Genomic DNA, 25,614 nt, shown 5'->3' with positions numbered 1-25,614 from the left:
CTGCATAGTAGGAAGTCGTTCATTGCTCCCAAATCGTATGTGAGGAACATTCCTGTCCCGGCTGCACCGCGCGATGCTAGGTCGCGTTGTTCAGCGGGCCAAGCCGATGACACCTACGAAGCTACTGATCGGGCAGATCGCCGTTGTGTGCGCAATTGTCATTATCGGCGTATGGACGGCAACCCAATGGTGCGCTCAAATGCTGACCTACCAGACGCCTCTCGGCGCACCATGGTTTCTCTTCGCCGGCTGGCCAATCTACAAGCCGTGGAAGCTGTTTGAATGGTGGTTCCACTTCGATGCTTATGCGCCGGAGGTCTTCGACAAAGCCGGTACGCTTGCAGGCGCCAGCGGATTCCTGGGCTGTGCCGCCGCAATCGCAGGCTCGCTTTTGCGCGCGCGACAGCGCGGGTCGGTTACGACCTATGGGTCTTCACGGTGGGCCACGACTCATGAGGTCGAGACGGCAGGGTTGTTACGGCCGGCGGGCGTTTTCCTCGGTAGGCTGAACGATCGCTATCTGCGCCATGACGGCCCGGAGCACGTCATGGCATTTGCGCCGACGCGTTCGGGCAAGGGCGTGGGGCTGGTTGTTCCAACGCTACTTTCCTGGACCGGGTCTGCCATCATTCATGATATAAAAGGCGAAAATTGGCAGTTGACCTCCGGCTGGCGGTCGAAATTCTCGTACTGCCTTCTGTTCAATCCGACCGACCCGAGATCGGCACGCTACAACCCGCTGCTGGAGGTGCGCAAAGGCCCAGATGAGATCCGGGACGTTCAAAACATCGCCGACATCCTCGTCGATCCCGAGGGCGCGCTGGAGCGACGGAATCACTGGGAGAAGACCAGCCATTCACTCCTAGTTGGCGCCATTTTGCACGTGCTCTACGCTGAAGAGGACAAGACGCTAGCCCGCGTCGCCACCTTCCTGTCGGACCCGCAACGCTCGTTTGCCGCAACGCTACGGCGGATGATGACGACAAACCATCTCGGGACGGGGCATAACCCTCAGGTCCATCCCGTAGTGGCCTCGGCGGCTCGCGAACTCCTGAACAAGTCGGAAAACGAGCGCTCAGGCGTCCTCTCGACCGCCATGTCCTTTCTTGGGCTTTATCGTGATCCAACGGTCGCGGCGGCCACTTCGTCCTGCGACTGGCGCATCGCTGACCTAGTGGATGGAGAGCGACCGCTGTCGCTCTATCTGGTCGTGCCGCCTTCGGATATCTCGCGCACCAAGCCTTTGGTGCGACTGATCTTGAACCAGATCGGCAGGCGGTTGACGGAGCGTCTGGAGGGGGACCCGAAGAAGAGCCGTAAGCATCAGCTGCTCATGATGCTGGACGAGTTTCCGGCGCTCGGTCGCCTCGACTTCTTCGAAACGGCGCTCGCCTTCATGGCAGGTTATGGCATTCGCTCCTATCTGATCGCACAATCTTTGAACCAGGTTTCAAAGGCCTATGGCGAGAACAATGCTATTCTCGACAATTGCCACGTGCGAATTGCCTTTTCCTCCAATGACGAACGCACGGCCAAGCGCATCTCGGATGCCCTCGGCACCGCAACCGAACTTAGGTCGATGCGCAACTATGCGGGCCATCGGCTTGCGCCCTGGCTTTCACATGTCATGGTGAGCCGCCAGGAAACCGCGCGCCCGCTCCTGACGCCAGGCGAGGTGATGCAATTGCCGCCGTCAGACGAATTGGTCCTGGTTTCTGGGTTGCCGCCGATCCGCGCCAAGAAGCTGCGCTATTATCAGGATCAGAATTTCACAGATCGGGTGCTGCCTGCGCCGGTGCTGCACGACGGACCCTATGCGGACTGCCCTGCATCACGCCCGGACGGCTGGACTGGACAAGTGTGCAGCGTCGATAGCCGACTTGCTGCGGACGAGGAAAGCGCCGACGCGCCAGTTGAAGACGAGGGAGGCGTTCAGCAGCAACGCCATCCAAGCCTGCCCGAAGAAGACGTTGTTGTCTCTCAAGAGCCCGATCAGGCCGATCTGTACAAGCCCGCAGACGATGACAGCGAAGCGCTCGCGGACAAGCGTGTCATGGATCGGATTTCCACTGCGGCCCGCGCCTACGGTATCAACGAGGGCAGGGGCGACGATGTCATTCCCGGCTTCTGAAGTCCGCTGAGTTGCAGAGCGCACCTCAGCGTAGATAACGGCCATAAGCAATTTTGAGCGTCTGGCCGATGCTTCTCCCGTCGCCGGCGCAACGCCGGGCCGTCGGAACGAGCCGCATGAAGCCGCACCGCATTCGCCATCAGTTTCTGCTTGAGCCGGAGCTCAGCGAGAAACTGGACAACCTCAGTCGCGATCCGTCAACGACCAAATCAGCGATCGTGGCGAAGGCGATCGAGGCGTTCATCGAGCGGCGTGGCGAGAGCGAGTTCGATCGGCGCTACGGCGTAAGGCTTGACCGGCTCTCCCGCGATCTTGCCCACGTCAGGCGCGATTCCGAGGTGATCCTGGAGAGCCTGGCGCTCTTCATCCGCTTTTCGATCACCCTTCACGCCCACACGCCGGTCCCGGATCGGGCAACGCAGGCTATTGCCCAAGAGCGTTTCGAGAAATTCGTTGAGAAGGTCGGCCGCCAGATCGCTTCCGGCAAAAAGTCGCTTAGCAAAGACAATGGTGGGGGAGGGGAAGGATGAGCTCTCATCCCGAGGCCGACCACCGGCGGCGTGTCATGCTGCGCACCGCCATGGGTCCGGCAATCACCGAAGCCCTGGCCGATCCGTCCGTCATCGAGGTGATGGTCAATCCCGACGGCGCGCTGCGACTCGACCGGTTAGGCGAAGGTCGGGTCGATACCGACGTTCACATGCACCCGTCCGAGGCAGAACGTATCATCCGCCTGGTTGCTTCGCACGTGCGCGCCGAGGCGCACGCCGACAACCCGATCGTCAGTGCCGAATTGCCGTCTGGCGAACGCTTCGAAGGCCTGCTGCCACCTGTGGTGTTGGCGCCATGTTTTGCCATCCGCAAGCCCGCCGCGAAAGTCTACACCCTGGCCGACTATGTTGCCGAACGCATCATGCTGCCGCTGCAGGCCGATGCGCTGAAAAAGGCCGTCCGCGAGCGGCGCAACATGCTGATCGCCGGCGGCACTTCCTCGGGGAAGACAACACTCGCCAACGCTCTGCTGGCTGAAGTCGCCGAATGCGACGATCGGGTGATCCTGATCGAGGACACACGCGAACTGCAGTGCGCGGCCAGGGACTGCGTTGCCCTGAGAACAAGGCGGGGCTCGGTCACCCTTGCCGATCTCGTGCGCTCGACGCTGAGGCTCAGGCCGGACCGCATCATCGTGGGCGAGGTGAGGGGCGCGGAAGCGCTCGACATGCTGAAGGCATGGAACACCGGGCACCCAGGCGGCATCGCTACCGTACACGCCAATTCCGCGCGCTCGGCTCTCTATCGCATTGAGCAACTCGCCCAGGAAGCGGTGGTCACCGTTCCCCGCCGGCTCATCGCTGAGGCGATAGATCTGATCGTCTTCATAGCGGGACGCGGCTCGTCGCGCCACATCGACGCAATCGCCGAGGTCACCGGTCTCGACGGCAGCGGCGATTACGCCGTTGCCCCGCTCACGCTTTCGCAACTCCAGCAGCTTTGAAAGGCCTTCCTCATGCGCAAGAAGCTTCGCTTTCTTTCGTCCACAGCGCTCGCGTTTCTTAACACGGCCCCGGTTTATGCCGCCGGCTCCGGCATGCCGTGGGAGCAGCCGCTGCAGCAGATCCTGGAGTCCGTGCAGGGACCGGTCGCCAAGATCGTTGCGGTGATCATCATTATCACCACCGGCCTGACGCTTGCCTTCGGCGACACCGCCGGTGGTTTTCGGCGCCTGATTCAGATCGTCTTCGGTCTGTCAATCGCCTTCGCGGCATCGAGCTTCTTCCTCTCCTTCTTCTCCTTCGGTGGTGGGGCGCTCGTCTGATGGCCGCCGGGGAGCAGCATATCGAGGGCTTCGCAGTACCGGTCCACCGGGCGCTGACCGAGCCGATCCTGCTCGGCGGGGCTCCGCGCGCGGTGGCGATCCTCAACGGTACAGTGGCCGCGGCCATTGGCTTCGGCTTGCAGCAATGGATTGCTGGTCTGGTGCTTTGGATCGCAGGCCACTCGTTAGCGGTGTTTGCCGCAAGACGCGATCCGGACTTCGCCAGCGTGCTTGTGCGCCACCTACGTCTGAAGGGGTGGCTTGCATGCTGAACCTTTCGGAATATCGAAGCAAAGCCGACCGGCTTGCCGACCATCTACCCTGGGCTGCCTTGGTGGCGCCCGGCATCGTGCTCAACAAGGACGGCAGCTTTCAGCGGACGTTGCGGTTCCGCGGCCCGGATCTCGAAAGTGCGACGGAGGCTGAACTCGTCGGCATTTGCGCCCGGGCGAACAATGCTCTCAGACGCCTTGGCTCTGGCTGGGCATTGTTCTTTGAGGCCGAGCGCACAGAAGCGCTGGGCTATCCGAACTCGCATTTTCCTGACGCCGCGTCGTGGCTGGTCGACGAAGAACGCCGCGCTGCTTTCGAGGGGAAGGTAGCGCACTACGAGAGCCGCTATCATCTGACCTTGGTGTTTATGCCACCGCCGGACGCCCAGGCGCGCGCAGAAAGCGCGCTCGTCGACTCTCATTATTCCCGAGGAGAAAGAGACTGGCGCCAGGATCTGGCGAGGTTCCGTGACGAGACCAACCGCGTGCTCGATCTCTTCTCGGGTTTCATGTCCGAAGTACGCGTCCTCGATGATGCTCAGACGTTGACCTATCTCCACGGCACGATTTCGCCTCGTCGCCATCCTATCATGGCCCCGGAAACGCCGATATATCTGGATGCAATCCTGGTCGATGCGCCGCTTACCGGTGGCCTGGAGCCGATGCTGGGTGAGCAGCATCTTCGCACACTGACCATCCTCGGCTTTCCGAACCTCACCCGGCCCGGAATCCTCGATACCCTCAATCATCAGGATTTCGCCTATCGCTGGATGACGCGCTTCATTCCGCTCGAGAAAACGGAAGCCACGAAGACGCTGACGCGATTGCGCCGGCAGTGGTTTGCCAAGCGCAAATCGATCGTGGCAATCCTACGCGAGGTCATTACCAACGAGCCGGTCCCGCTTGTCGATAACGATGCCGACAACAAGGCGCTCGATGCCGACGAAGCCCTTCAGGCATTGGGCGGTGATCATGTGAGTTTCGGCTATCTCACCACCACCGTGACGGTGTGGGGCGAGGATCGCCAAGCCGCTGCAGAGAAGCTTCGCGCGGTCGAGCGCATCATCAATGGGCTCGGCTTCACCACGATCCGAGAAGGCGTCAATGCGGTCGAGGCTTGGCTCGGCTCATTGCCTGGCCATGTCTACGCTAACGTTCGCCAACCGCTCGTTCATACATTGAACCTTGCCCATCTCATGCCGCTGTCGTCGGTTTGGGCCGGTCCTGCGACAAACGAGCATCTCGCGAAAGTCACCCAAACCGAAGCGCCACCGCTTTTCGTTGCCGAGACCAGTGGGTCGACACCGTTTCGGCTTTCCACCCACGTCGAAGATGTCGGCCACATGCTGGTTGTTGGTCCGACCGGCGCCGGCAAGTCGGTTCTGCTTGCTCTGATTGCTCTGCAGTTCAGGCGCTATGCCGGCGCCCAGGTTTATGTCTTCGACAAAGGCAATTCGGCCCGTGCTGCAACACTTGCCATGGGTGGAGAACACCACGCGCTAGGAGCGGACGGTTCCCTTGCCTTTCAGCCACTGCGCAGCATCAACGACCAGGCTAGCCGAAGCTGGGCGGCCGAATGGATCGCCAGCCTTGTTGCCCACGAGAACGTCACCGTCACGCCGGAGGTGAAGGAGGCTATTTGGTCAGCGCTGGCCAGCCTTGCCACCGCGCCGGCGCAGGAACGCACACTGACCGGTCTTTCGGTCCTGCTTCAATCCAATGCGCTGAAGACCGCATTGATGCCCTACACGCTCGACGGTCCCTTCGGCCGCCTGCTCGATGCCGATCATGATGGGCTGGCCTTGTCGGATGTGCAGTGTTTCGAGACCGAGGAGTTAATGCACAGCCAAGGCGCTTTGCTGCCGGTGCTTACCTATCTGTTCCAGCGACTTGAGGAACGGTTCGACGGACGGCCCACGCTGATCATGCTCGACGAGGCGTGGGTCTATCTCGACAATCCGCTGTTCGCCGCCCGCATCCGCGAATGGCTGAAGGTGCTGCGAAAGAAGAACGTGTCGGTTGTCTTCGCTACGCAGTCGCTGGCTGATATCGCGGGCTCTGGCATAGCGCCGGCAATCATCGAAAGCTGCCCGCAGCGCATTTTCCTTCCCAATGATCGTGCCGTGGAACCCCAGGCGCGCACAGCCTACGAGCGCTTCGGTTTAAGCGAGCGGCAGATCGAATTGATCGCCCGCGCCACGCCGAAGCGTCAGTATTATCTGCAATCGCGCCGCGGCAACCGTCTGTTCGAGCTCGAGCTTGGCCCCATCGCTCTTGCGCTTTGCGGTGCTTCCGATCCGGCCACGCAGACTCTGATCGACAGGATCATGTCCGAAGACGGGCAAGGCAGCTTTGCCTCGCAGTTCCTGATCGCGCGCGGCCTCGATTGGGCCGGCGAACTTCTCAAGCAATTCCCTCAACCAGACAAGGAGCAATTCTCATGATGCGGCGACGCCTTCTCTCCGGCCTGATCACCGTTTCCCTGATCGCCAAGCCTATGGCCGACTATGTGCAGCCCGCGTACGCCCTTATCGTGTTCGATCCGTCCAATTATGCGCAGAACGTGCTGACGGCCGCGCGCGCATTGGAGCAGATCAACAACCAAATCCAGTCGCTGCAGAATCAGGCGACCATGCTGCAGAACATGGCGCGCAATCTTCAGCGTCTGGATTTCTCTTCCGTTGGCCAACTCACCGGTTCGCTCCATCGCATCGACGGCTTGATGGACCAGGCGAGTGGCCTCAGCTTTGATCTGGGCAAGCTTCAAGACCAGTGGCGCAGCCAATATCCGGAAAGCTACGACGCCACGATCAAAGTCAGCGATGTGGCGAGTGCTGCGCGGGAGCGTTGGCAAACCGCCATGCAGGCGTTCCGCCAGACCATGGGTGTCCAGTCGCAAATCGTCGAGAACGTCCGCGCCGACGGCGATCTGCTCGCCGATCTCGTCAACCGCAGCCAAGGGGCGGCCGGTGCGCTTCAGGCAAGCCAGGCCACCAACCAGCTGATGGCGCTTTCGACAAAACAGCAGATGCAGATCCAGACGCTGCTCGCAACGCAGTTTCGAGCTGAGGCCGAGGATGCCGCCCGCAAGGCCCAGTCAGACGAAGCCGCCCGCGAGATGACGAAGCGGTTCTTGGGTACCGGCTCGGCTTATCCCGGCAATTAATCACGAGTTCATCACGACGAGAAAGGCAGCGGCATGAACGACCTTGGCGTCATCGATCGCTTCATGGAGACCTTCATCCGCTACATCGACAGCGGGTTCGGTCTGCTATCGGGCGACCTCGCCTTCCTCACTACCATTCTGATCGGCATTGACATCACACTTGCCGGCCTGGCGTGGGCGCTCGGCGACGAAACCAGCGTTCTCGGCCGGCTTGTCCGCAAGGTGCTCTATGTTGGCGTCTTCGCCTTCATTCTGAACAATTTCAAGAACCTCGCCGATATCGTTTATCGTTCTTTTGCCGGTCTCGGGATTAAGGCGTCGGCCGGCAATCTGTCGGCAGACAATCTCTTGCGCCCGGGCCGCATTGCCGCGACCGGTTTCGAAGGTGCTTGGCCAATGCTTGACCAAGCCAGTCAGCTCCTGGGCTTCCCGGAAATCTTCGGCAACGCACTGACCATCTTCGTGCTGCTGATGGCCTGGTTCCTGGTTATCATCGCCTTCTTCATCCTTTCCATCCAGCTTTTCATCACCATCCTAGAGTTCAAGCTCACCACGCTGGCAGGTTTTGTTTTGGTTCCATTCGCACTTTGGAACCGTTCAGCGTTCCTGGCCGAACGCGTGCTCGGCCATGTTATCTCGTCAGGCATCAAGGTGATGGTGCTCGCCGTCATTGTCGGTATCGGCTCCACGCTCTTCGGGGAGTTCGCTTCCGCATTGCAAGGCAAGGAGCCGGATCTTGCCGGTGCCATGTCCCAGGTACTGGGCGCACTGGCACTGCTTGGCCTTGGCATTTTTGGGCCGGGGATCGCGTCGGGTCTTGTCTCAGGCGCACCGCAGCTTGGGGCGGGCGCCGCCCTCGGCACGACCGCGGCGGCAGCGGGTGTATCACTCGTTGCTGGAGGCACAGCATTTGCTGGCGCGCGTATGGCAACCAGCGGCGGTCTCGCCGCCATCCGAGCCGGCACAACAATGGGATCGGCTGCTTCCACGTCATGGCAGATCGGGCGCGCAACCTCGCCCGACGCTGGCCTCTCCGGTGTGGCTGCTGGAATGCATGGTGTAACCAGTGCAGCTGGCGGCGCCGCTATACGCATAGCGCGATCCGCCACTGCAAGTGTTGGGCGCAACGCCGATGCCGGGCGCGATGCCGCGTGGACCGCGACCGGCGGCGCGCCGACAGCGTCAATGACCGAACGCTCTGCCGGTTCGGCCACTGTTTCGGCGCCGACGTGGGCAAGGCGCCTACGTTCTGAACAGACCGCCCGGGCAAATCGCCACGCTGCCATGCAAGCTGTCCGAGACGGAGACCGGCCGGGAGGCAGCGCCAACCCCTCTCTCAACGACAAGGATGACTAGATGCTCTTCAAGCGACCCGTGCACCGTTACGGCAAAACACCCGAACCGGTCACGCCGTATCAAAAAGCCGCCCAACTGTGGGACGAGCGCATCGGCTCATCTCGACTGCAGGCCAGGAACTGGCGGATCATGGCCCTTGGCTGCCTGGCCTTGGCGACCGGGCTTTCCGGCGGACTCGTATGGCAGTCGATGCAAAGCCGTGTCGTGCCTTATGTCGTCGAGGTCGATGGCTTCGGCGAGACGCGCGCCGTCGCGCCGGCGGTCCGGAATTATGAGCCCTCGGATGCTCAGATCGCCTGGCATCTCGGCCGCTTCATCCAGAATGTCCGTTCCGTTTCCACCGATCCGGTTTTGGTTCGGCAGAACTGGTTGGCAGCGTACGACTTTGCTAGCGATCGCGCAGCGCTCTTCCTCAACGAATACGCCAAGGCGAACGACCCCTTCGGTCAGATCGGAACGCGCAGTGTTTCGGTACAGGTCACCAGCGTGGTCAGAGCCTCCGAAAGTTCATTCCAGGTCAAATGGACCGAGCAGGTGTTTGAGCGCGGAAGCCTTGCCAGCACGATGCGCTGGACTGCGATCCTCACGATCGTGATCCGCTCGCCAAGCAATACGGATCAGCTGCGCAAGAATCCGCTCGGCGTCTTCATCAATGCCATTGACTGGTCACGCGAGCTCGACAGCGCCGTCCCAGCCCCCCTTTCTCCGACGGAGTCCACCAATGAAAGGTAAAATGTCACCGATTCGTGCCGTGCTGATCCTATCGGTGTCGGCAGCGGTCGTTTCCGCTTGTGCATCGAAGAAGGTGCCGCCGCCTGAGATTTCCTATGACGCTGCCGACTTCAAACCGGCCGCGATCGAAAAAGCGCCGGAGAGGCCGATTAGAATTGTCGAGGTGCCAAAACCACTGCCGCTGCCTGGCCAAATGCAGCCCGAGCCCGGCAAGGCCGAGGACAAGCGCCCTCCTGAAGAACGCGTCGCTGATGCCAACAAAGCCGCGACCCAGCAACCCACCAAGTACGGGTATGTTAATGCAGTGCAAGTCTACCCCTTCACCGATGGCGCGCTTTATCAACTCTATGCCGCGCCGGAGCGCGTGACCGACATCGCTCTGCAGCCGGGCGAGAAACTAACCGCCGTGTCGGCTGGCGACACCGTGCGCTGGGTCATTGGCGATACCGCAAGCGGCACCGGTGACAATCAGCGCACCCATGTTCTGGTAAAACCCTTCGCGCCGGGTCTTGCCACCAATGTCGTCATTACGACGGACCGGCGGACCTATCATTTGCAGCTTCAAAGCACCGAGAAGACCGCAATGGCGGCAATCTCCTGGACCTACAGCCAAGACCAGATCATCGCGCTTCGCCAGCGCAATGCTCAAGCCGAGGCAGTTACACCGGTCGCGTCGAACATCGCGCTCGAAAACCTTCGCTTTCGCTACTCAATCAGTGGCGACACACCGCCCTGGAGACCGACGCGAGCCTTCGACGACGGCAGCAAGGTCTATATTGAGTTCCCTCGTCGCATAGATCAGGGCGAGGCGCCACCACTCTTCATCGTCGGCGCAGATGGGAGCAGCGAGCTCGTCAACTATCGCGTGCGCGGCAACTATTACATCGTCGATCGGCTCTTCGCCGCGGCCGAACTTCGCCTCGGCACCAAGCGGCAGCAGGTGATCCGCATCAGCAGGATTGACGGCAGGCAACCGCAACGGCGGATCTCGCTCTTTCGCGGCAGCCGGCGAGGTGAGGGCTCATGATCGAAAATTCCCGCTCTGGCATCCCGCCGAAACTGGATCCCGAGGAACTGCAGCTTCGGGCCTCTCCCCGCCGCGTGGTGCGGTTCAGGCGCGGTGTGATCATCGCTATCGCAGCGCTCGGATCCGGCGCTGTCTTCGGCGTTACCATGATCGCCCTCCAGGGGCCGGCCCTTCGCATCAGGGATCAGGCGGAAGATCTCTACAACACTGAGCGCAAACCAACCGCCGAGGGACTCGATACGCTTCCCCATGACTATTCCGGCATGAAGCCAAAGCCTCCCGTCCTTGGGCTACCTTTGCCGGGCGACCTCGGCCGCCCCATCCTCGAGCGGCAGCGCCAGCTCGGCATCGTGCCGGGCCAAGACATCTCGGCCGAGGAGCAGCGTCTAGCGCAGCAGGCGATCGAAGCGCGTGAATCGCGGGTGCTTTTCCGCGTCGAAAATCGAGCTCAACAGACAGATGTCGGAGAGAGCGTGCAAACTGCTCAGCATCCATTTGAGGCGCTTCCCCAATCCGAAGCAGGACGCGCGTCAGCCTCGGTGGCGGCGGCGGAAGGCGACCAGAACAATCAGCAGCGAAAGCTTGATTTTCTCAGCCAGCGGAGCACTGGCGGGATCTACAATCCGCATGCGCTTCAGACGCCGATCTCGCCATATCAACTGATGGCTGGCAGCGTGATTGCCGCCAGCCTGATCACCGGCATCAATTCCGATTTGCCGGGCCTTGTCGTCGCGCAAGTCACCGAAAATGTGCACGACACGGTCACGGGCAACATATTGCTGATTCCGCAGGGCTCACGTCTTATCGGCGTCTACGACAGCGTCGTCGCGTTCGGGCAAAAGCGAGCGCTGCTGGTCTGGCAGCGCATTCTGCTGCCCGACGGCTCGTCGGCCGAAATCGACAATCTGCCCGCGAGCGACACCGCCGGCTACGCAGGGCTGGAAGACAAAGTCGATTTCCACACTTGGCAGATGATCAAGGGAGTGGCGCTTGCCACATTGCTCGGTGTCGGCACAGAATTCAGCCTCGGCGAAAACGAGAGCGATCTGGTCAAGGCGATCCGGGAATCAGCCCAGCAGAACGCCAGTCGAGCCGGCCAGCGCATCACCGAAAAAAACCTCAATATCCAGCCCACCATCGTCGTCCGCCCAGGTTGGCCACTGCGCGTCATCGTGCACAAGGACATCGTGCTGCGGCCATACGCCAGTTGAGCAGGAGTTATCATGGCTGACCTGAAACTTGGAAAACTTCCGGACCGAACAGCTTCGAAGATCACCATTACCGTCAGCGCGGAGCTGAGCCAAACACTCAAGGAGTATGCTGCACTTTACCGTCAGACCTATGGTCAGTCTGAAACCGTGGCAGAACTCATCCCTTTCATGCTGGCGGCGTTTCTGGAAGGCGACCGAGCCTTTGCCAGGGCCAGAAAAGAACGTCTGCCGACGGAGCTTGCCGGAAAATCGTGACTCCTCCGCTAGGGCAGCTGGAACATTGCCTAGCTGTCGCGACCTACCTGCTCCTCGCGAAGCATAGGATCAAACCCCTTGGAATGTAGGTATGCGCAAGAGAGGATGTGGAAGGAGATACCGCGCAACAGCCTAAGTTTGCATTTTCGATTTGATGCGGTAGTCGCCTATGAGCGGTCAAAACGAACGCAGCTGGTTCGCCGATCGACCAAACGGCGAGCGCACTGTGCTTTGCTCAGACCGCCACCGAGTGCCTCGCCGTTCCCCCTTTGAAATATGTATCGAACTTGGCCGCGAACGTACGAGGAAACTGTCACCATCGAATTCAAGCGCTCGGGCAGGATCGTGGAGTGCGATGGACCTCGAGCGATGAAGGAGCTGCTCGCCGGCTTTGCCGAACCGCTCCACCAGATCGACTGCCGAGAAGGCAAAATCACACATCAGCCGCTCGATGATCCAGCCACGGACGCGATCGTCGTCGGAAAGGGCAACGCCGCGGACGGCAGCCAACCCGCCATCCGCAACCATGCGCCCGTACCCGGCAGTCGAAGCCATGTTTTGCACGTAGCCTTGGCGAAAACGACCGATGGACGAAGGGCCAAGTCCGATCAGTGTCGGGCAGCGATCCTCAGTGTAGCCCTGAAAATTGCGATGCAAAACCCCTGCGCGGGCCGCTATGGCCAGCGCATCGTCGGGCTTCGCGAAATGATCGAGTCCTATTGCCTCATATCCCTTGGCGACAATTGCCCGCGCCGCGAGTTGAGATTGGGCGAAACGCTCAGTGGGACTCGGCAGCCATGCCTCGTCGATCATCGTCTGATGCTTCTTGAACCAGGGCACATGTGCGTAGCCGAACAGGGCCATCCGGTCTGGCTCCAAGGTCAGTGCCTGCGCCACCGTGGAACAGATCGTCTCGCGTGTCTGATTCGGGAGCCCGTAGAGCAGGTCCAGATTGACCGATTCGACGCCCCGCGAACGAACCCCGTCGACGACTGCCTTGGTCTGCAAAAAACTCTGCTCACGATTAATTGCTTTTTGCACTTGCGGATCGAAATCCTGCACGCCGAGGCTCGCCCGGGTTACGCCGATTTGAGCAAGTGCATCAAGGCGCGCCTTGTCCATGTCGTTGGTTTCGATTTCGATGCTGACCGTAGCATCCGGGAGAAAGTCGAAGCTGTCCCGCAAGGCCGCTCCAAGAGCAACCATATCATCGGGCCTCAGAATAGTTGGCGAACCGCCACCGAAGTGGATTGCACGGACATGTGCCTTGCCGCTCAGCAGACCGGCAATCGTGACGATTTCGGCATTCAGCGAGCGCAGATAAGCGGCCACCGGCTCATATTGGTGCGTCTGCTTGGTGTGGCAGGCGCAGAACCAGCAGAGCTTGTCGCAGTAAGGAATGTGCAGGTACAGCGAGATTTCGTCGCCGCTTTCCAGCGTCTCCAACCAGCCACGGTAAATGGCAGCATCGATCCCCGAATGGAAATGCGGCGCCGTCGGATAGCTGGTGTAGCGTGGGACGTTCTCGCTGAGTTTGACAGCTATTTCCGATTGCATCTCGCGTTCACCGTGTTGCCCGCCGGAACACTGCACGCATCGCTGAAGCAGACCCTGATCTCGATCAGCCGCGCTCATGGACAAACCGCCGCAGGATTTCTCTACCCTGGATGGGTATCCTGCCGGCAGTTAGGATCGGGTAAGGCGAACGCATGACCTTTCGGCAAGACATTCATAGTTCCGGCATTCCTGTTCTTTGCTTCCCTTGCGAGGCACGGCGTCGCGGTGTCTGCGGTGCGCTCGATCCAGACAATTTGGTTGGGCTCGCCAAGACTTGCTCGCGTCGCCGGATCGAGTCAGGAATGGAGTTGACCGGCGAGGCACAGAACGTCGACAGCTACTCCAACGTGCTTTCAGGCGTTGTAAAGCTATCAAAGAGCCTGTCGGATGGGCGCCAGCAGATCGTCGGTCTCCAGTTTGCACCGGATTTTCTGGGACGTCCTTTCAAGGTGGAAAGCTCGATCAATGCGGAAGCGGCAACAGCAGTCACGCTGTGTTCGTTTCCGCGAGCGGCCGTCGAACGGATGATGAAGGCGTCACGGGAATTCGAGCATCGCCTGCTCAAACAGACGCTGAATGAACTCGATGAGGCGCGCGAGTGGATGGTGACGCTGGGGCGCAAGACAGCTCCGGAAAAGGTAGCGACTTTTCTCCTCATGATGGCCCGGAATATCGATTCCAGTCTCGATGCGGCTTCCGGGTCGGCGTCCTTCGATCTGCCGCTGACGCGTGTCGAAATGTCTGATTTCCTTGGAATCACCAACGAGACCGTGAGCCGCCAACTGACGCGATTGCGGGCTGACGGGGTGATTCGGATTGAGAACGCACGCCATGTGACGGTGGACAGCATAAGCCGTCTGGAGAAGCGCTGTGGCGGCGGACGCGAGCGGCCCTAAGCGGCGAGGCCATGTCGCATGACTCCGGGGCGGGCCGTGTTTGCCTTTTAATGCGATGTTGCCGCGCCTTCGACGAAGCGGCGTCACGGTCGAGACAAACAGCTTTCGGGCTTTGATAGGAACGTGACCAATCGCCAGGTGTGTTTCGGCACATACCGGCGAAGCATGGTCCTTAATCTGCCACGGCTCGGCGGAACGATCGCGTTCGTTTCCAATGGGATCCGAACAACGTTTGGCAGGGCATCGGCAATAGCATCCAACGCGCGCAGGGCCTCAGCTTTCGCCTCAGCGATCGCGTCTGCGCCCGCCCAACCCAGGGAACGCCTTCCATGAGGGGGGTGAGCCCGCGCTGCGTTCCTCGTTCATTCGCCACCTGCTGATTGCGCCGCCGACACAAAATCTTGCGGCCTGACATAGATCAGGGCGAGGGGGCGGCGGCTGCGCGATTAGTGCGCTGCGGATTTGGCATCCACCAGATTCGAGATCGGGATCTGCAATGAAATTCGGCACAGAGATCGTCCTTCTAAGCGTGTTCGCTTTTGCGGCCCTGGTGGCCGCCGGCTTCGGCGTGGATGAACCTTTCCGCCGACACATGTGGGTGTTGTTCTTCGCAGTGGCTGGTTTCACTGCGATCCTGTTGCGCAACACGGAGTTCAAGCCAGCAGCTCCGATTGACCCATCCGCTTACATGGATGGTCCGATCCGCTACGGCGCGATCGCCACCGTGTTCTGGGGTGTCGTCGGCATGCTGGTCGGCGTGGTGATCGCGCTGCAGCTCGCCTACCCCGATCTCAACATCCAGCCCTGGTTCAATTTCGGTCGTTTGCGGCCGTTGCACACATCCGGTGTCGTCTTCGCCTTCGGCGGCAACGCGCTGCTTTGCACGTCTCTGTATGTCGTGCAGCGCACCTGCCGCGCCCGCCTCTTCGGCCGTGATCTGGCCTGGTTCGTCTTCTGGGGCTACCAGCTGTTCATCGTCATGGCCGCGACCGGCTACCTGCTCGGCATCACCGAGGGCCGCGAGTACGCCGAACCCGAATGGTATGTGGATGTCTGGCTGACCATCGTCTGGGTCGCCTACCTCATTCTGTTCCTTGGCACGATCCTGAAGCGCAAGGAACCGCATATCTACGTGGCCAACTGGTTCTACCTGTCGTTCATCGTCACCATCGCGATGCTGCATGTGGTCAACAACCTGTCCATACCAGTCTCGTTCCTGGGCTCCAAGAGCTACTCCGCCTTTTCAGGGGTCCAGGACGCCTTGACGCAATGGTGGTACGGCCACAACGCGGTCGGCTTCTTTCTCACCGCCGGCTTCCTCGGCATGATGTATTATTTCGTGCCCAAGCAGGCGAACCGGCCAGTCTATTCGTACCGGCTGTCGATCGTCCATTTCTGGGCGATCATCTTTCTCTACATCTGGGCCGGGCCGCATCACCTGCACTACACCGCCTTGCCCGATTGGGCGCAGACGCTCGGCATGGTGTTCTCGATCATGCTGTGGATGCCGTCCTGGGGCGGCATGATCAACGGCCTGATGACGCTGTCCGGCGCCTGGGACAAGCTGCGCACCGATCCGATCATACGCATGATGGTGATGGCCGTCGCCTTCTATGGCATGTCGACCTTCGAAGGCCCCATCATGGCGATCCGGGCGGTCAATTCGCTGTCGCATTATACCGACTGGACGATCGGCCACGTCCATTCGGGCGCGCTCGGCTGGGTTGGCATGATCTCGTTCGGCGCAATCTACTACATGGTGCCGAAGCTCTGGAACCGGCAACGGCTCTACTCGTTGCGGCTGGTCACCTGGCATTTCTGGCTGGCGACACTTGGTATCGTTGTCTACGCCGCGGTGATGTGGGTATCCGGCGTCATGCAGGGCCTGATGTGGCGCGAATACGACGAGCAGGGCTTCCTGGTCTACTCCTTCGCCGAGACCGTCGCCGCCATGCACCCCTACTATGTCATGCGCGCCATCGGTGGGGCCATGTACCTCTCCGGCGCGCTGATCATGGCCTGGAACATCACCAGGACCATCCTCGGCCACCAGCGCGAGGAGGAGCCGATGCCGAGCCCCGTCGCCATCCGACCTGCGCGATCAGGAGCCAGGTAATGGGCTTGATGGACAAACACGCAATCATCGAGAAGAACGCCACGCTTCTTCTCGTTGGCTCGCTGCTCGTGGTGACGGTCGGCGGCATCGTCGAGATCGCGCCTCTCTTCTATCTCGACAATACGATCGAGAAGGTGGAAGGCATGCGCCCCTATTCGCCGCTCGAACTTGTCGGGCGCAACATCTATATGCGCGAGGGCTGCTACCTCTGTCATAGCCAGATGATCAGGCCGTTCCGCGACGAAGTTGAGCGCTATGGCCACTACAGCCTAGCTGCCGAGTCCATGTACGATCACCCCTTCCAGTGGGGATCGAAGCGCACCGGGCCGGATCTCGCCAGAGTTGGCGACCGCTACTCGAATGCATGGCATGTCGCGCATCTTACCGACCCGCGCTCGGTGGTGCCGGAATCGATCATGCCGAGCTATGGGTTCCTGAAAGACACGCCGATCGACGTGAAGGATTTCTCAACGCATCTGGTCGCCAACAGGCTTGTAGCCGTCCCTTACACCGATGACATGATCGTCCACGCCAATGCGGATCTGGCGGCGCAGGCCGATCCCAATGCCGACACATCAGGCCTTGAGGCGCGTTACCCAAAAGCCAAGATCGGCGACTTCGACGGCAACCCGCAACAGGTCACCGAAATGGATGCCCTGCTCGCCTACCTGCAGATGCTTGGCACACTGGTCGACTTCAAAAATTACGACGAAGCCGCCGGCTACCGCTGAGGAGAACGCTGATGACCTACAATTTGATGCGGGCGTTTGCCGACAGCTGGGGCCTGGTTGCGATGGCGCTGTTCTTCGTGGGGTGCATCGCCTTTGCCCTACGCCCCGGCAGCCGAAGGCTGGCCGACGAAGCGGCCCGCATTCCGCTCGAGGACGAGTGATCATGAGCGACGAGCATATCGATGAAATCTCTGGCGTCTCGACCACCGGCCACGAATGGGATGGCATCCGGGAGCTGAACAACCCGCTTCCCAGATGGTGGGTTATCACCTTTTACGTCACCATTGTCTGGGCGATAGGCTACACCATCGCCTATCCAGCATGGCCTCTGTTGCACTCGGCGACGAAGGGTGTGCTCGGCTATTCCAGCCGCAACGAGGTCAGGAACGAGCTGACTGCGGCTGAGGCCGCCAAGGGCAAATATATCTCGGCGGTGGAGTCCAAGAGCGTCTCGGAGATCTCCGCGGACGACGGCCTGCGCGAATTCGCAATCGCCGCCGGTGGCGCCGCTTTCAAGGTCAATTGCGTACAATGTCACGGCTCCGGCGCCCAAGGTTCCAAGGGCTTTCCCAATCTCAACGACGACGACTGGCTATGGGGCGGCAAGGCCGAGCAGATCCAGCAGACGATTACGCACGGCATCCGCTTCGCATCCGATCCGGACACGCGCCTGTCGGAAATGCCGGCCTTCGGCGACATCATTACCGCCGACCAGATCGCACAAGTCAGCGCCTACGTGGCCAGCCTTTCCGGCAAGGTCCGCGATGCAAGTCTGATCCAACCCGGCGCCAAGGTCTTTGCCGAGAACTGCGTCGCCTGTCACGGCGACAATGCAAAAGGCAACAGGGAATTCGGCGCCCCCGACCTGACCGATGCGATCTGGCTCTATGGATCCGGTGAGACAGCCATCGCCGCACAGGTCCGTGCGCCAAAACAGGGCGTCATGCCGGCCTGGGTTGGCCGTCTCGGCGAGATCAAGGTCAAGGAACTTGCAGTTTATGTCCATTCGCTTGGCGGCGGAGAATAGGAATGGAAGTCCTATTCTTCGGTCCCCCCTGCCAAGCGGACGAGGCCCGGCGTGAGCCGGGCCTCGACACCATCCCTAATGCGATCTGCACAACCCGGCAAGGCTATCCTACCGCGAGGCTTTACGACAGGTGCCCCTGACATTGGCTGGGAAAGTGGAGTTGCACATGCGTGATAAGACGCAGTTGACACGGCTCGAAACAGAAACTGTCAATTCCGCCAAAACCCGCAAGCCGCTTTATGCCGCGCGTCAAAAGATCTTTCCGAAGCGCGCCTCGGGCAACTTTCGTCGCTTCAAATGGCTGGTGATGACGATCACACTTGGCATCTACTACCTGGCTGCGTGGCTGCCTTGGGCTCGCGGTCCATTTGCCCCGGACCAGGCAGTCCTGCTCGATCTCGCGAACCGGCGCTTCTACTTCTTCTTCATCGAGATATGGCCCCAGGAATTCTTCTATGTGGCCGGCCTCCTGGTCATGGCGGGCGTCGGTCTTTTCCTGATCACCTCGACTGTCGGCCGTGCCTGGTGCGGCTATGCATGCCCTCAGACGGTGTGGGTCGATCTGTTCCTCGTCGTCGAACGTGCGATCGAGGGGGACCGCAACGCCCGCATGAAACTTGACGCAGGTCCCTGGACCGCGCGCAAGCTCATGCTGCGTGTGTCCAAGCACACCATCTGGCTGGTCATAGGGGCGGCGACTGGCGGCGCCTGGATCTTCTACTTTGCCGATGCACCGACGCTGCTCGGCGAGCTCTTCACCGGCACTGCGGCGCCCGTCGCCTACATCACTGTCGCCGTCCTGACGGCTACCACCTACACGTTCGGCGGTCTGATGCGCGAACAGGTCTGCACCTATATGTGCCCGTGGCCCCGCATCCAGGCGGCCATGCTCGATGAAAATTCCCTCACTGTCACCTACAATGACTGGCGCGGCGAACCGCGTTCGCGCCACGCCAAGAAGGTGCTGGCCGCAGGCCAGCCCGTGGGCGACTGCGTCGACTGCAATGCCTGTGTCGCGGTCTGCCCGATGGGGATAGACATTCGCGACGGCCAGCAGCTCGAATGCATCACTTGCGCGCTCTGCATCGACGCCTGTGACGGCGTCATGGACAAGCTCGGCAAGGAGCGTGGGCTGATCGCCTATGCGACGCTCTCCGACTACAACGCCAACATGATGCTGGCGACTGCAGGCGGGTCCAGCTCAGTCAATCCATCGCTGATCAGGACCGCTGATGGCCTGTTCTCCGACAAGGTGGCGCATTTTCACATCCGCAAGATCTTTCGGCCGCGCACCTACGTCTACATGGGCTTGTGGTCGCTGATCGGCCTCGGCCTGCTCTATTCGCTGCTGACGCGCGATCGGCTCGAACTGAACGTATTGCATGATCGCAATCCCCAGTTCGTCACGCTGACCGACGGATCCATCCGCAATGGCTATACCGTCAAGCTGCTCAACATGATCCCCGAGCCGAGGACGATCGTCGTAACCATGCAGGGCCTTGAAGGCGCTGACATGGTCGTCGTCGGCGACGACATCCCCGCAGGCCGTTCCTTCGCCATTCCGGTCGAACCCGACCGCCTGAAAATGCTGAGGGTCTTCGTTCGCCAGCCGGCGGACCAGATCCGCGCTCCGGCACAGACCTTCAAGTTCCGCGTCGAGGACAGAGCCAGCTTTGAGTCGAACGAGTACACCGCCACCTTCAACGCGCCGGAGCCCCTCAGATGACTGCCAATGTACAAAAGCCTCGTGAATTCACCGGCAGGCACATGCTGGTCATCATCCTGGCCTTTTTCGGCGTGGTCATCGCAGTCAATCTGACCATGGCAACGCTCGCCAGCACAAGCTGGACTGGCCTCGTCGTCGAAAACACCTATGTGGCGAGCCAGCAATTCAACAAGAAGGCCGAGGAAGGACGGGCGCAGGCAGCACTTGGCTGGACCGGCAAGCTGACCATCGCATGGGGCGAAGTTCGCTATGGCCTCGCCGACGTCGCCGGCAAGCCGGTTCCCTTGCACGGCGTCAAGGTGCTGTTTCGCCATCCCGCGTACGAGAAGGAGGACAAGTCGGTCACCCTCGCACCCGCCTCGGGCCAGGAATTCGCAGCCCAGCACATGCCGAAGGACGGCGTCTGGATTGTCGAAGTCGACGCCGACGCCGGTCTGGACAAACCGTATCGCGACGTCCGCCGGATCATGATTTCCAATGGAGCGCTGCAATGAGTTGTTGTGCACCGGGCGCCGAAATGGCGCTTGATCTGGTCAACACCGGATCGGTCCTGCCGTCCAGCCAGGAGATCAGGCTGGCGAGCCGATCGCTTGGCGATGATCTTCACCAGACCGATCTTTCAGTACCGACGGTTCATTGCGCAGGCTGCATCCAGACGATCGAGACGGCGCTGGGAAAGCTCGATCGCGTCGAGAGCGCCCGCGTCAACCTGTCGACGAAACGGGTCTCTGTCCGGTGGCGTGGTGACGAGGTCCCACCGTTCGTCGTCGCGCTTGGGCGGCTAGGCTACCAGGCGCATCTCTTCCCTTCCGAGGTCGGCGACAAGGACAGGACGTTATCGGATTTGATCCGCGCGGTCGCGGTTGCCGGCTTTGCGGCGGGCAACATCATGCTGCTTTCGGTCTCGGTCTGGTCCGGCGCCGAAGGTGCTACCCGCGACCTGTTTCACTGGGTCTCGGCGCTGATCGCCATTCCTGCCCTCGCCTTCGCCGGCGGCATCTTCTTCCGTTCGGCCTGGAATGCTTTGCGCCATGGCCGCATGAATATGGACGTGCCGATCGCGGTCGGTGTTTCGCTCGCCTACGCCATGAGCCTCTACGAGACGATCAACCATGGCGATCACGCCTATTTTGACGCGTCGGTATCGCTGCTGTTCTTCCTGTTGATCGGCCGCACGTTGGATCACGTGATGCGCGAACGTGCCCGGACCGCTGTGAAAGGCCTGTCCCAGTTGGCCGCACATGGCGCCATGGTGCTGCGCAGCGACGGCGCGCGCGACTATTTGCCGGTCGGCGAGATCGAACCAGGCATGCGGTTGTTGATCGCAGCCGGTGAGAGGATCCCCGTCGACGGCAAGATCATCCAGGGAACGTCGGATCTCGACTGCTCGCTGGCCTCAGGCGAAAGCACGCCGAAAAACGTGGCGCCGGGCGAAGCAGTTCAGGCCGGCGTGCTCAATCTTACCGGCCCGCTGACGATTGAGGCGACAGCCGCCGCGAAGGATTCGTTTCTGGCGGAAATGGTTCGTCTTATGGAAGCCGCAGAGGGCGGCCGCGCGCATTATCGCCGGATCGCCGATCGCGTTTCAGCGCTCTATGCCCCGGTGGTTCATCTCACAGCCTTCGCGACGTTCCTTGGCTGGATGGCGGTGACCGGCGACTGGCACCGGGCGATAACCATCGCCATTGCCGTTCTGATCATCACCTGCCCGTGCGCGCTCGGCCTCGCCGTACCGATCGTTCAGGTGGTCGCCGCGCGGCGCCTGTTTGAGAACGGCATCATGGTAAAGGACGGTTCTGCCATGGAGCGCCTGGCGACGATTGATACAGCGGTGTTCGACAAGACCGGAACGCTCACGCTCGGCCAGCCCCGGCTGGTCAATGCATCGTCGATCGATCCGGCCATGCTGGCAGTCGCGGGAGACATGGCTACGCATTCCCGCCATCCTTTTTCAAAGGCCATAGCCGGTTTTGCCCATCCCGGCGGGCAGTACAAATTTGATGCCGTCACCGAGCATCCAGGGTTTGGAATCGAAGCCACTGGAGCCGGAAGCACCTGGCGGCTAGGCCGACGCGGATGGGCTGGATGGAGAGCCCGGACCGGTGGTGAAGGCAAACATGGCGGAACCGTGCTGACAAAAGACGGGTTCATTGTCGCGACCTTCGATTTTGAGGACGCGCTGCGCGCAGACGCCAAGGCGGCGATCGGGCAATTGAGCCATGCCGGGGTGTCAGTGGAAATGCTGTCGGGCGATACTGCGGGTGCCTGCGGTGAAGTCGCAGAAATGCTGGGTGTCAAGGACTTCGTTCCGTGCCTGCTGCCATCCGGCAAGGTCGAGCGCATCGAGACCCTGGCGAAAGACGGACACAAGGTTCTGATGGTTGGCGACGGCCTCAACGACACGCCGGCGCTCAGCGCGGCGCATGTCTCGATCGCTCCAGCTACCGCCGCCGACATTGGCCGCAATGCCGCCGACTTCGTATTCCTGCGCGAAAGCCTTCTGGCAGTGCCTCTCGCGCTGGACGTCTCGCGCAAGGCGGGACACCTGATCCGCCAGAACATCGCGATTGCGATCGTCTACAATGCGGTGGCAGTACCAATCGCCATCCTCGGGCACGCCACGCCTTTGTTAGCGGCGATTGCCATGTCTGCCTCATCGGTGCTTGTTATTGGAAACGCATTGCGCTTGCACGGCTTCGGGGCGAATGCGACGCTGCAAGTTATTCAAAAAGTCGGACGCTCCGCAGTCAGCTATTCGGCATAATCCTCGTGACGACGTTGCTCTATCTCATACCAGTGGCCCTTTTTCTGGGTGCACTGGGTGTGTCCGGCTTCGTCTGGGCATTGCGAAGCGGTCAATACGAAGATCTCGACGGAGCCGCCGAGCGGATACTAATTGATCGGGACGACAAACCGGAACGCTGATTTCAATCCGCTGTGCATAAGATGCGCGGATCGCGCTCGTCAGTCGAGCCGGCTCGGTCGGGAACAAGCTGTCCATGCTCCATGCTCCATGCTCCATGACCATCTTGACCTAAGCTGCACACTACATTTGTGAAAAGCCTCTGTCGTGCGAAGGACTGCCTCCCATTGCACCCAGTATGAGGCGGCTGATGCCACGAGAGTACCTCGCGTGGCCGGACGAGAGCTTGGCCATGTGCGCACGGGTTCCAAAGTGGAACGTCACGGTCGATCACCTGACCGTGAACCGCCAGTGCCGATTGGTCATGTCTGGCTGATCCAGATCAGGGTCATACTCATCGGTGTGTTCTATTGACCAGTCTTCGACGGAGAAATGCATGACTTACGGAAAGATTGGTCGTCATTATCAGCACCTTCACGGTTCTGGGTTTTCTGTCGTGTGGTCGGCCATGCCTTGTGCTTACGGCGCAGCCATTAGCTGACCGGCGTCGTGTGTATCTCGCTTGCTGGCTGACCATCCGCGTGGCTGCGCGGACACGGGGGCCGATCAACAGCTTTCGCCTTTGATGGGTTGTGTGCGTCGAAAGTGGCCTTCTTTGGGCTGACTTCGTAGAAATGTTCCAGGGCTCGCATCCAGCGCCGAAGATCCTCGTGATGTCAACGTGCTGCGGAGCATCATCGGGGTTGGGACGTGCGTTTTCGAGATCGATCAACCGTCCGAAGTTGATCATTGGTTCGAGTGACGCGCGCTATTTCGACGACTATGTCGCCGCGTGGGCTTTGCTCTATCGGCGACTGAATTGCAAGGACATCGACATCGAAGCCATGCAGCAGGTTCTTGATGAGATATGCGCGGTCGTGGATAAAAGTTTCCGCTACCTTGGCTGGGATGACGAGAGAGAGCGCTACGTTCGATACCCTCGCAAGAGAGCCCGCTTCGACGTCGTGGAGCGTGAGTAGTATGCGCAAGGGTTCCAGGTGGAATGTGGCGATCGATGCGGCGCGGCCGTGGCTGACCAGCGTCGCGAGTGTCTCGCTTGCTGGCGGCGATCTGCGCGGCTGCGCGGCCAAAGGGCGGGATCGGTTAGCCGCATCCACCTCTGAGCGCTTTGAGTGCTTCGTTGCCGATCGATGCGAATCTCCCGGCCCAGCGCCTTTAGGCAATGCGGCGGCCACGGAGCTCATGTCACTCGGCTCAGTTCCACCGTTACACGAGGATAGGCGACCGGATGGCGGCACGCTGATGGGCTCTGACGATAATTTTGACATCGTTGTCGTTGGAGCCGGCCCGGTCGGCCTTTCGTTCGCTGCGTCGCTTGCCCAAAGCGAACTCAAGGTGGCAGTTGTTGAACAGAACACATTCGATAGTCTGGCGAATCCGGCTTTCGATGGTCGCGAAATCGCGCTGACCAACGCTTCGATCAGAACCCTTCGCGAGCTCGGCGCCTGGGATGTCATCCCGGCTTCGGACAAATCAGCACTTCAAGGCGCGCGCGTGCTCAACGGCTCGAGCGCATTCGCTCTTCGTTTCGATCCTCCCAGCAACTCTGGAGAACCGCTGGGGGTTTTGGTTCCAAATTGCCGGATCCGCGAGGCGCTGTTCAAAATCGTCCGCTTGCAGGATCGCGCCCGGCTGTTGTGCGGCCACTCGGTCGTCGATGCAACAAACAGCCAAGAAGGAGCAGTCGTAACGCTCTCTAATGGCGCGCGTTTAACTGCTCGGCTGGTTGTTGCCGCGGATTCGCGTTTGTCCGCCACGCGTGATCTGCTAGGCATCGGCGCCGATATCAACCGGCTTGGCCACTCGATGCTGATTTGCCGAGTGAGGCACGAGCGCGCCCACCACCAGATCGCCATCGAATGGTTCGATCACCATCAGACGATAGCGATGTTGCCCCTCGCGGAGGGCATGTCGTCGCTGCTGCTCACATTGCGCTCAAACGAGGCCTATAGACTGCTTGCCTTCGATGATGATTTGTTCCTGTCGGAGTTGACGAAACGGTGTCGAGGGCGCCTTGGAAAAATGACCTTGGCAAGCAAGCGCCACACCTATCCGCTGGTCACGACCTGGGCGCACAAATTCCGGGCGCCGAGCGCCGCACTCATCGGCGACGCTGCCATCGGCATGCACCCGGTGACCGCTCACGGATTCAACATCGGTCTCAGCAGCCAGAAGCAACTCGCCCGTGGAATCATGACTGCGTGCCGCGACGGCCGCAATGTTGGCGACCCCGACATGCTGCATATATACGAAAGGCGGCTGCGCCTGTCGGCGGCGCCGCTCTACCATGCAACGAACATATTGATTGGACTCTACTCCAGAGACCACCTGGCGGCACGGCTTGCAAGGCATCTGGGGCTTCGCTTTGCCCAACATGTTCCCCTTGTCCGGCATGGGATATCGGCGGAGCTCCAGCGGTGATACTGCACCAGCAGTCGCATTTTTGCGCGTGCTGGGCGAGCGATGGGAGAGAGTGCATGATGCACCGGAGTAATCCTGCTCCCCGACGCTGATCTCCGATTGAAGAATTAACCCGTCCTTCAGGGGGGCTGCATAGGCTGCGGACAAGCAGGAGTAAGCAAGCTGACCCGTCCAGCCTTGGAAAAGAAGATCCGCTGGAGGCGAGAATCCTTCAGGACCAGCTCGCTGATCTGAGGGCAGGCCTTTTCGTC

At 60.7% G+C, this 25,614-nt stretch carries 23 protein-coding genes and 1 pseudogene; 23 read left to right on the top strand and 1 reads right to left on the bottom strand.

Annotated features, from left to right (window positions below; translation table 11 throughout):
- The first annotated feature begins 106 nt into the window (after positions 1-106).
- The 12 genes from EN852_RS16940 to EN852_RS16885 all read left to right on the top strand — a co-directional run bounded on the left by EN852_RS16940 (position 107) and on the right by EN852_RS16885 (position 11,966).
- The gene (locus tag EN852_RS16940) at positions 107-2,131 is read left to right on the top strand and encodes a conjugal transfer protein TraG (protein WP_024502848.1); all 2,025 of its coding nucleotides are present in this window, start codon (positions 107-109) and stop codon (positions 2,129-2,131) included.
- Between the two features lie 116 nt (positions 2,132-2,247).
- Positions 2,248-2,661 carry a CopG family transcriptional regulator gene (locus EN852_RS16935; RefSeq protein ID WP_095488561.1) on the top strand — a complete coding sequence of 138 codons (414 nt, stop codon included), beginning with the start codon at positions 2,248-2,250 and terminating at the stop codon, positions 2,659-2,661.
- Positions 2,658-3,626, top strand: coding sequence for a P-type conjugative transfer ATPase TrbB (gene trbB / locus EN852_RS16930; protein WP_024502850.1), 969 nt, complete (start codon positions 2,658-2,660; stop codon positions 3,624-3,626). The genes EN852_RS16935 and trbB overlap by 4 nt, the downstream gene beginning before the upstream one ends.
- Before the next feature lie 12 nt (positions 3,627-3,638).
- Positions 3,639-3,947 (top strand): TrbC/VirB2 family protein, encoded by a 309-nt coding sequence (locus tag EN852_RS16925; RefSeq protein WP_126057781.1) that lies wholly within the window; start codon positions 3,639-3,641, stop codon positions 3,945-3,947.
- The gene (locus tag EN852_RS16920) at positions 3,947-4,219 is read left to right on the top strand and encodes a VirB3 family type IV secretion system protein (RefSeq protein ID WP_024502852.1); all 273 of its coding nucleotides are present in this window, start codon (positions 3,947-3,949) and stop codon (positions 4,217-4,219) included. The genes EN852_RS16925 and EN852_RS16920 overlap by 1 nt, the downstream gene beginning before the upstream one ends.
- Positions 4,213-6,663, top strand: a complete 2,451-nt coding sequence (trbE, locus tag EN852_RS16915; protein WP_126057782.1) for a conjugal transfer protein TrbE — start codon at positions 4,213-4,215, stop codon at positions 6,661-6,663. Before EN852_RS16920 ends, trbE begins: the two co-directional genes overlap by 7 nt.
- A complete protein-coding gene (trbJ, locus tag EN852_RS16910; RefSeq protein ID WP_024502854.1) occupies positions 6,660-7,385 on the top strand; it encodes a P-type conjugative transfer protein TrbJ in 726 nt (241 codons plus the stop codon). Before trbE ends, trbJ begins: the two co-directional genes overlap by 4 nt.
- A gap of 33 nt (positions 7,386-7,418) precedes the next feature.
- Complete coding sequence (gene trbL, locus EN852_RS16905; RefSeq protein WP_126057783.1) at positions 7,419-8,741, top strand: P-type conjugative transfer protein TrbL; 1,323 nt, start codon at positions 7,419-7,421, stop codon at positions 8,739-8,741.
- Positions 8,742-9,473: a conjugal transfer protein TrbF gene (gene trbF / locus EN852_RS16900; protein WP_126063930.1), complete on the top strand. Its 732-nt coding sequence runs from the start codon at positions 8,742-8,744 to the stop codon at positions 9,471-9,473.
- A 1-nt stretch (position 9,474) separates the two neighbouring features.
- On the top strand, positions 9,475-10,500 hold the full coding sequence (gene trbG / locus EN852_RS16895; RefSeq protein ID WP_127232321.1) for a P-type conjugative transfer protein TrbG: 1,026 nt from the start codon (positions 9,475-9,477) through the stop codon (positions 10,498-10,500).
- Positions 10,497-11,711, top strand: a complete 1,215-nt coding sequence (locus EN852_RS16890) for a TrbI/VirB10 family protein (protein ID WP_126057785.1) — start codon at positions 10,497-10,499, stop codon at positions 11,709-11,711. The genes trbG and EN852_RS16890 overlap by 4 nt, the downstream gene beginning before the upstream one ends.
- Positions 11,712-11,723: 12 nt before the next feature.
- A complete protein-coding gene (locus EN852_RS16885; protein ID WP_126057786.1) occupies positions 11,724-11,966 on the top strand; it encodes a DUF2274 domain-containing protein in 243 nt (80 codons plus the stop codon).
- Positions 11,967-12,201: 235 nt separating this feature from the next.
- Here EN852_RS16885 and hemN read toward each other — a convergent pair.
- Positions 12,202-13,523: pseudogene (gene hemN, locus EN852_RS16880) on the bottom strand (oxygen-independent coproporphyrinogen III oxidase).
- Positions 13,524-13,675: 152 nt separating this feature from the next.
- On the opposite strand from hemN, the gene EN852_RS16875 reads away from it, so the two are divergent.
- From EN852_RS16875 to ubiM, 11 genes are all read left to right on the top strand, one after another.
- The gene (locus tag EN852_RS16875; RefSeq protein ID WP_126057787.1) at positions 13,676-14,419 is read left to right on the top strand and encodes a Crp/Fnr family transcriptional regulator; all 744 of its coding nucleotides are present in this window, start codon (positions 13,676-13,678) and stop codon (positions 14,417-14,419) included.
- 496 nt (positions 14,420-14,915) lie between these two features.
- Entirely contained in the window at positions 14,916-16,535 is a 1,620-nt protein-coding gene (ccoN, locus tag EN852_RS16870; RefSeq protein ID WP_126057788.1) for a cytochrome-c oxidase, cbb3-type subunit I, read from the top strand.
- Positions 16,535-17,266, top strand: a complete 732-nt coding sequence (ccoO, locus tag EN852_RS16865) for a cytochrome-c oxidase, cbb3-type subunit II (RefSeq protein ID WP_126057789.1) — start codon at positions 16,535-16,537, stop codon at positions 17,264-17,266. The genes ccoN and ccoO overlap by 1 nt, the downstream gene beginning before the upstream one ends.
- Positions 17,267-17,277: 11 nt before the next feature.
- A complete protein-coding gene (locus tag EN852_RS16860) occupies positions 17,278-17,427 on the top strand; it encodes a cbb3-type cytochrome c oxidase subunit 3 (protein WP_024502864.1) in 150 nt (49 codons plus the stop codon).
- A 2-nt stretch (positions 17,428-17,429) separates the two neighbouring features.
- Positions 17,430-18,293 carry a cytochrome-c oxidase, cbb3-type subunit III gene (gene ccoP / locus EN852_RS16855; protein ID WP_126057790.1) on the top strand — a complete coding sequence of 288 codons (864 nt, stop codon included), beginning with the start codon at positions 17,430-17,432 and terminating at the stop codon, positions 18,291-18,293.
- A gap of 166 nt (positions 18,294-18,459) precedes the next feature.
- Positions 18,460-20,019: a cytochrome c oxidase accessory protein CcoG gene (gene ccoG, locus EN852_RS16850; RefSeq protein WP_126057791.1), complete on the top strand. Its 1,560-nt coding sequence runs from the start codon at positions 18,460-18,462 to the stop codon at positions 20,017-20,019.
- Positions 20,016-20,513 (top strand): FixH family protein, encoded by a 498-nt coding sequence (locus tag EN852_RS16845; RefSeq protein ID WP_126057792.1) that lies wholly within the window; start codon positions 20,016-20,018, stop codon positions 20,511-20,513. The genes ccoG and EN852_RS16845 overlap by 4 nt, the downstream gene beginning before the upstream one ends.
- A complete protein-coding gene (locus EN852_RS16840) occupies positions 20,510-22,783 on the top strand; it encodes a cation-translocating P-type ATPase (RefSeq protein WP_126059322.1) in 2,274 nt (757 codons plus the stop codon). The genes EN852_RS16845 and EN852_RS16840 overlap by 4 nt, the downstream gene beginning before the upstream one ends.
- Positions 22,784-22,788: 5 nt before the next feature.
- Entirely contained in the window at positions 22,789-22,944 is a 156-nt protein-coding gene (ccoS, locus tag EN852_RS16835) for a cbb3-type cytochrome oxidase assembly protein CcoS (protein WP_081714250.1), read from the top strand.
- A 612-nt stretch (positions 22,945-23,556) separates the two neighbouring features.
- Complete coding sequence (locus tag EN852_RS16830) at positions 23,557-23,901, top strand: hypothetical protein (protein WP_126057793.1); 345 nt, start codon at positions 23,557-23,559, stop codon at positions 23,899-23,901.
- A gap of 280 nt (positions 23,902-24,181) precedes the next feature.
- Positions 24,182-25,363: a 5-demethoxyubiquinol-8 5-hydroxylase UbiM gene (ubiM, locus tag EN852_RS16825; protein ID WP_185928959.1), complete on the top strand. Its 1,182-nt coding sequence runs from the start codon at positions 24,182-24,184 to the stop codon at positions 25,361-25,363.
- Positions 25,364-25,614 lie beyond the last annotated feature (251 nt).

It is taken from the genome of Mesorhizobium sp. M2E.F.Ca.ET.209.01.1.1 (assembly GCF_004010375.2).
GTDB lineage: Bacteria > Pseudomonadota > Alphaproteobacteria > Rhizobiales > Rhizobiaceae > Mesorhizobium.
This window is presented reverse-complemented; position numbering and strand designations above follow the sequence as displayed.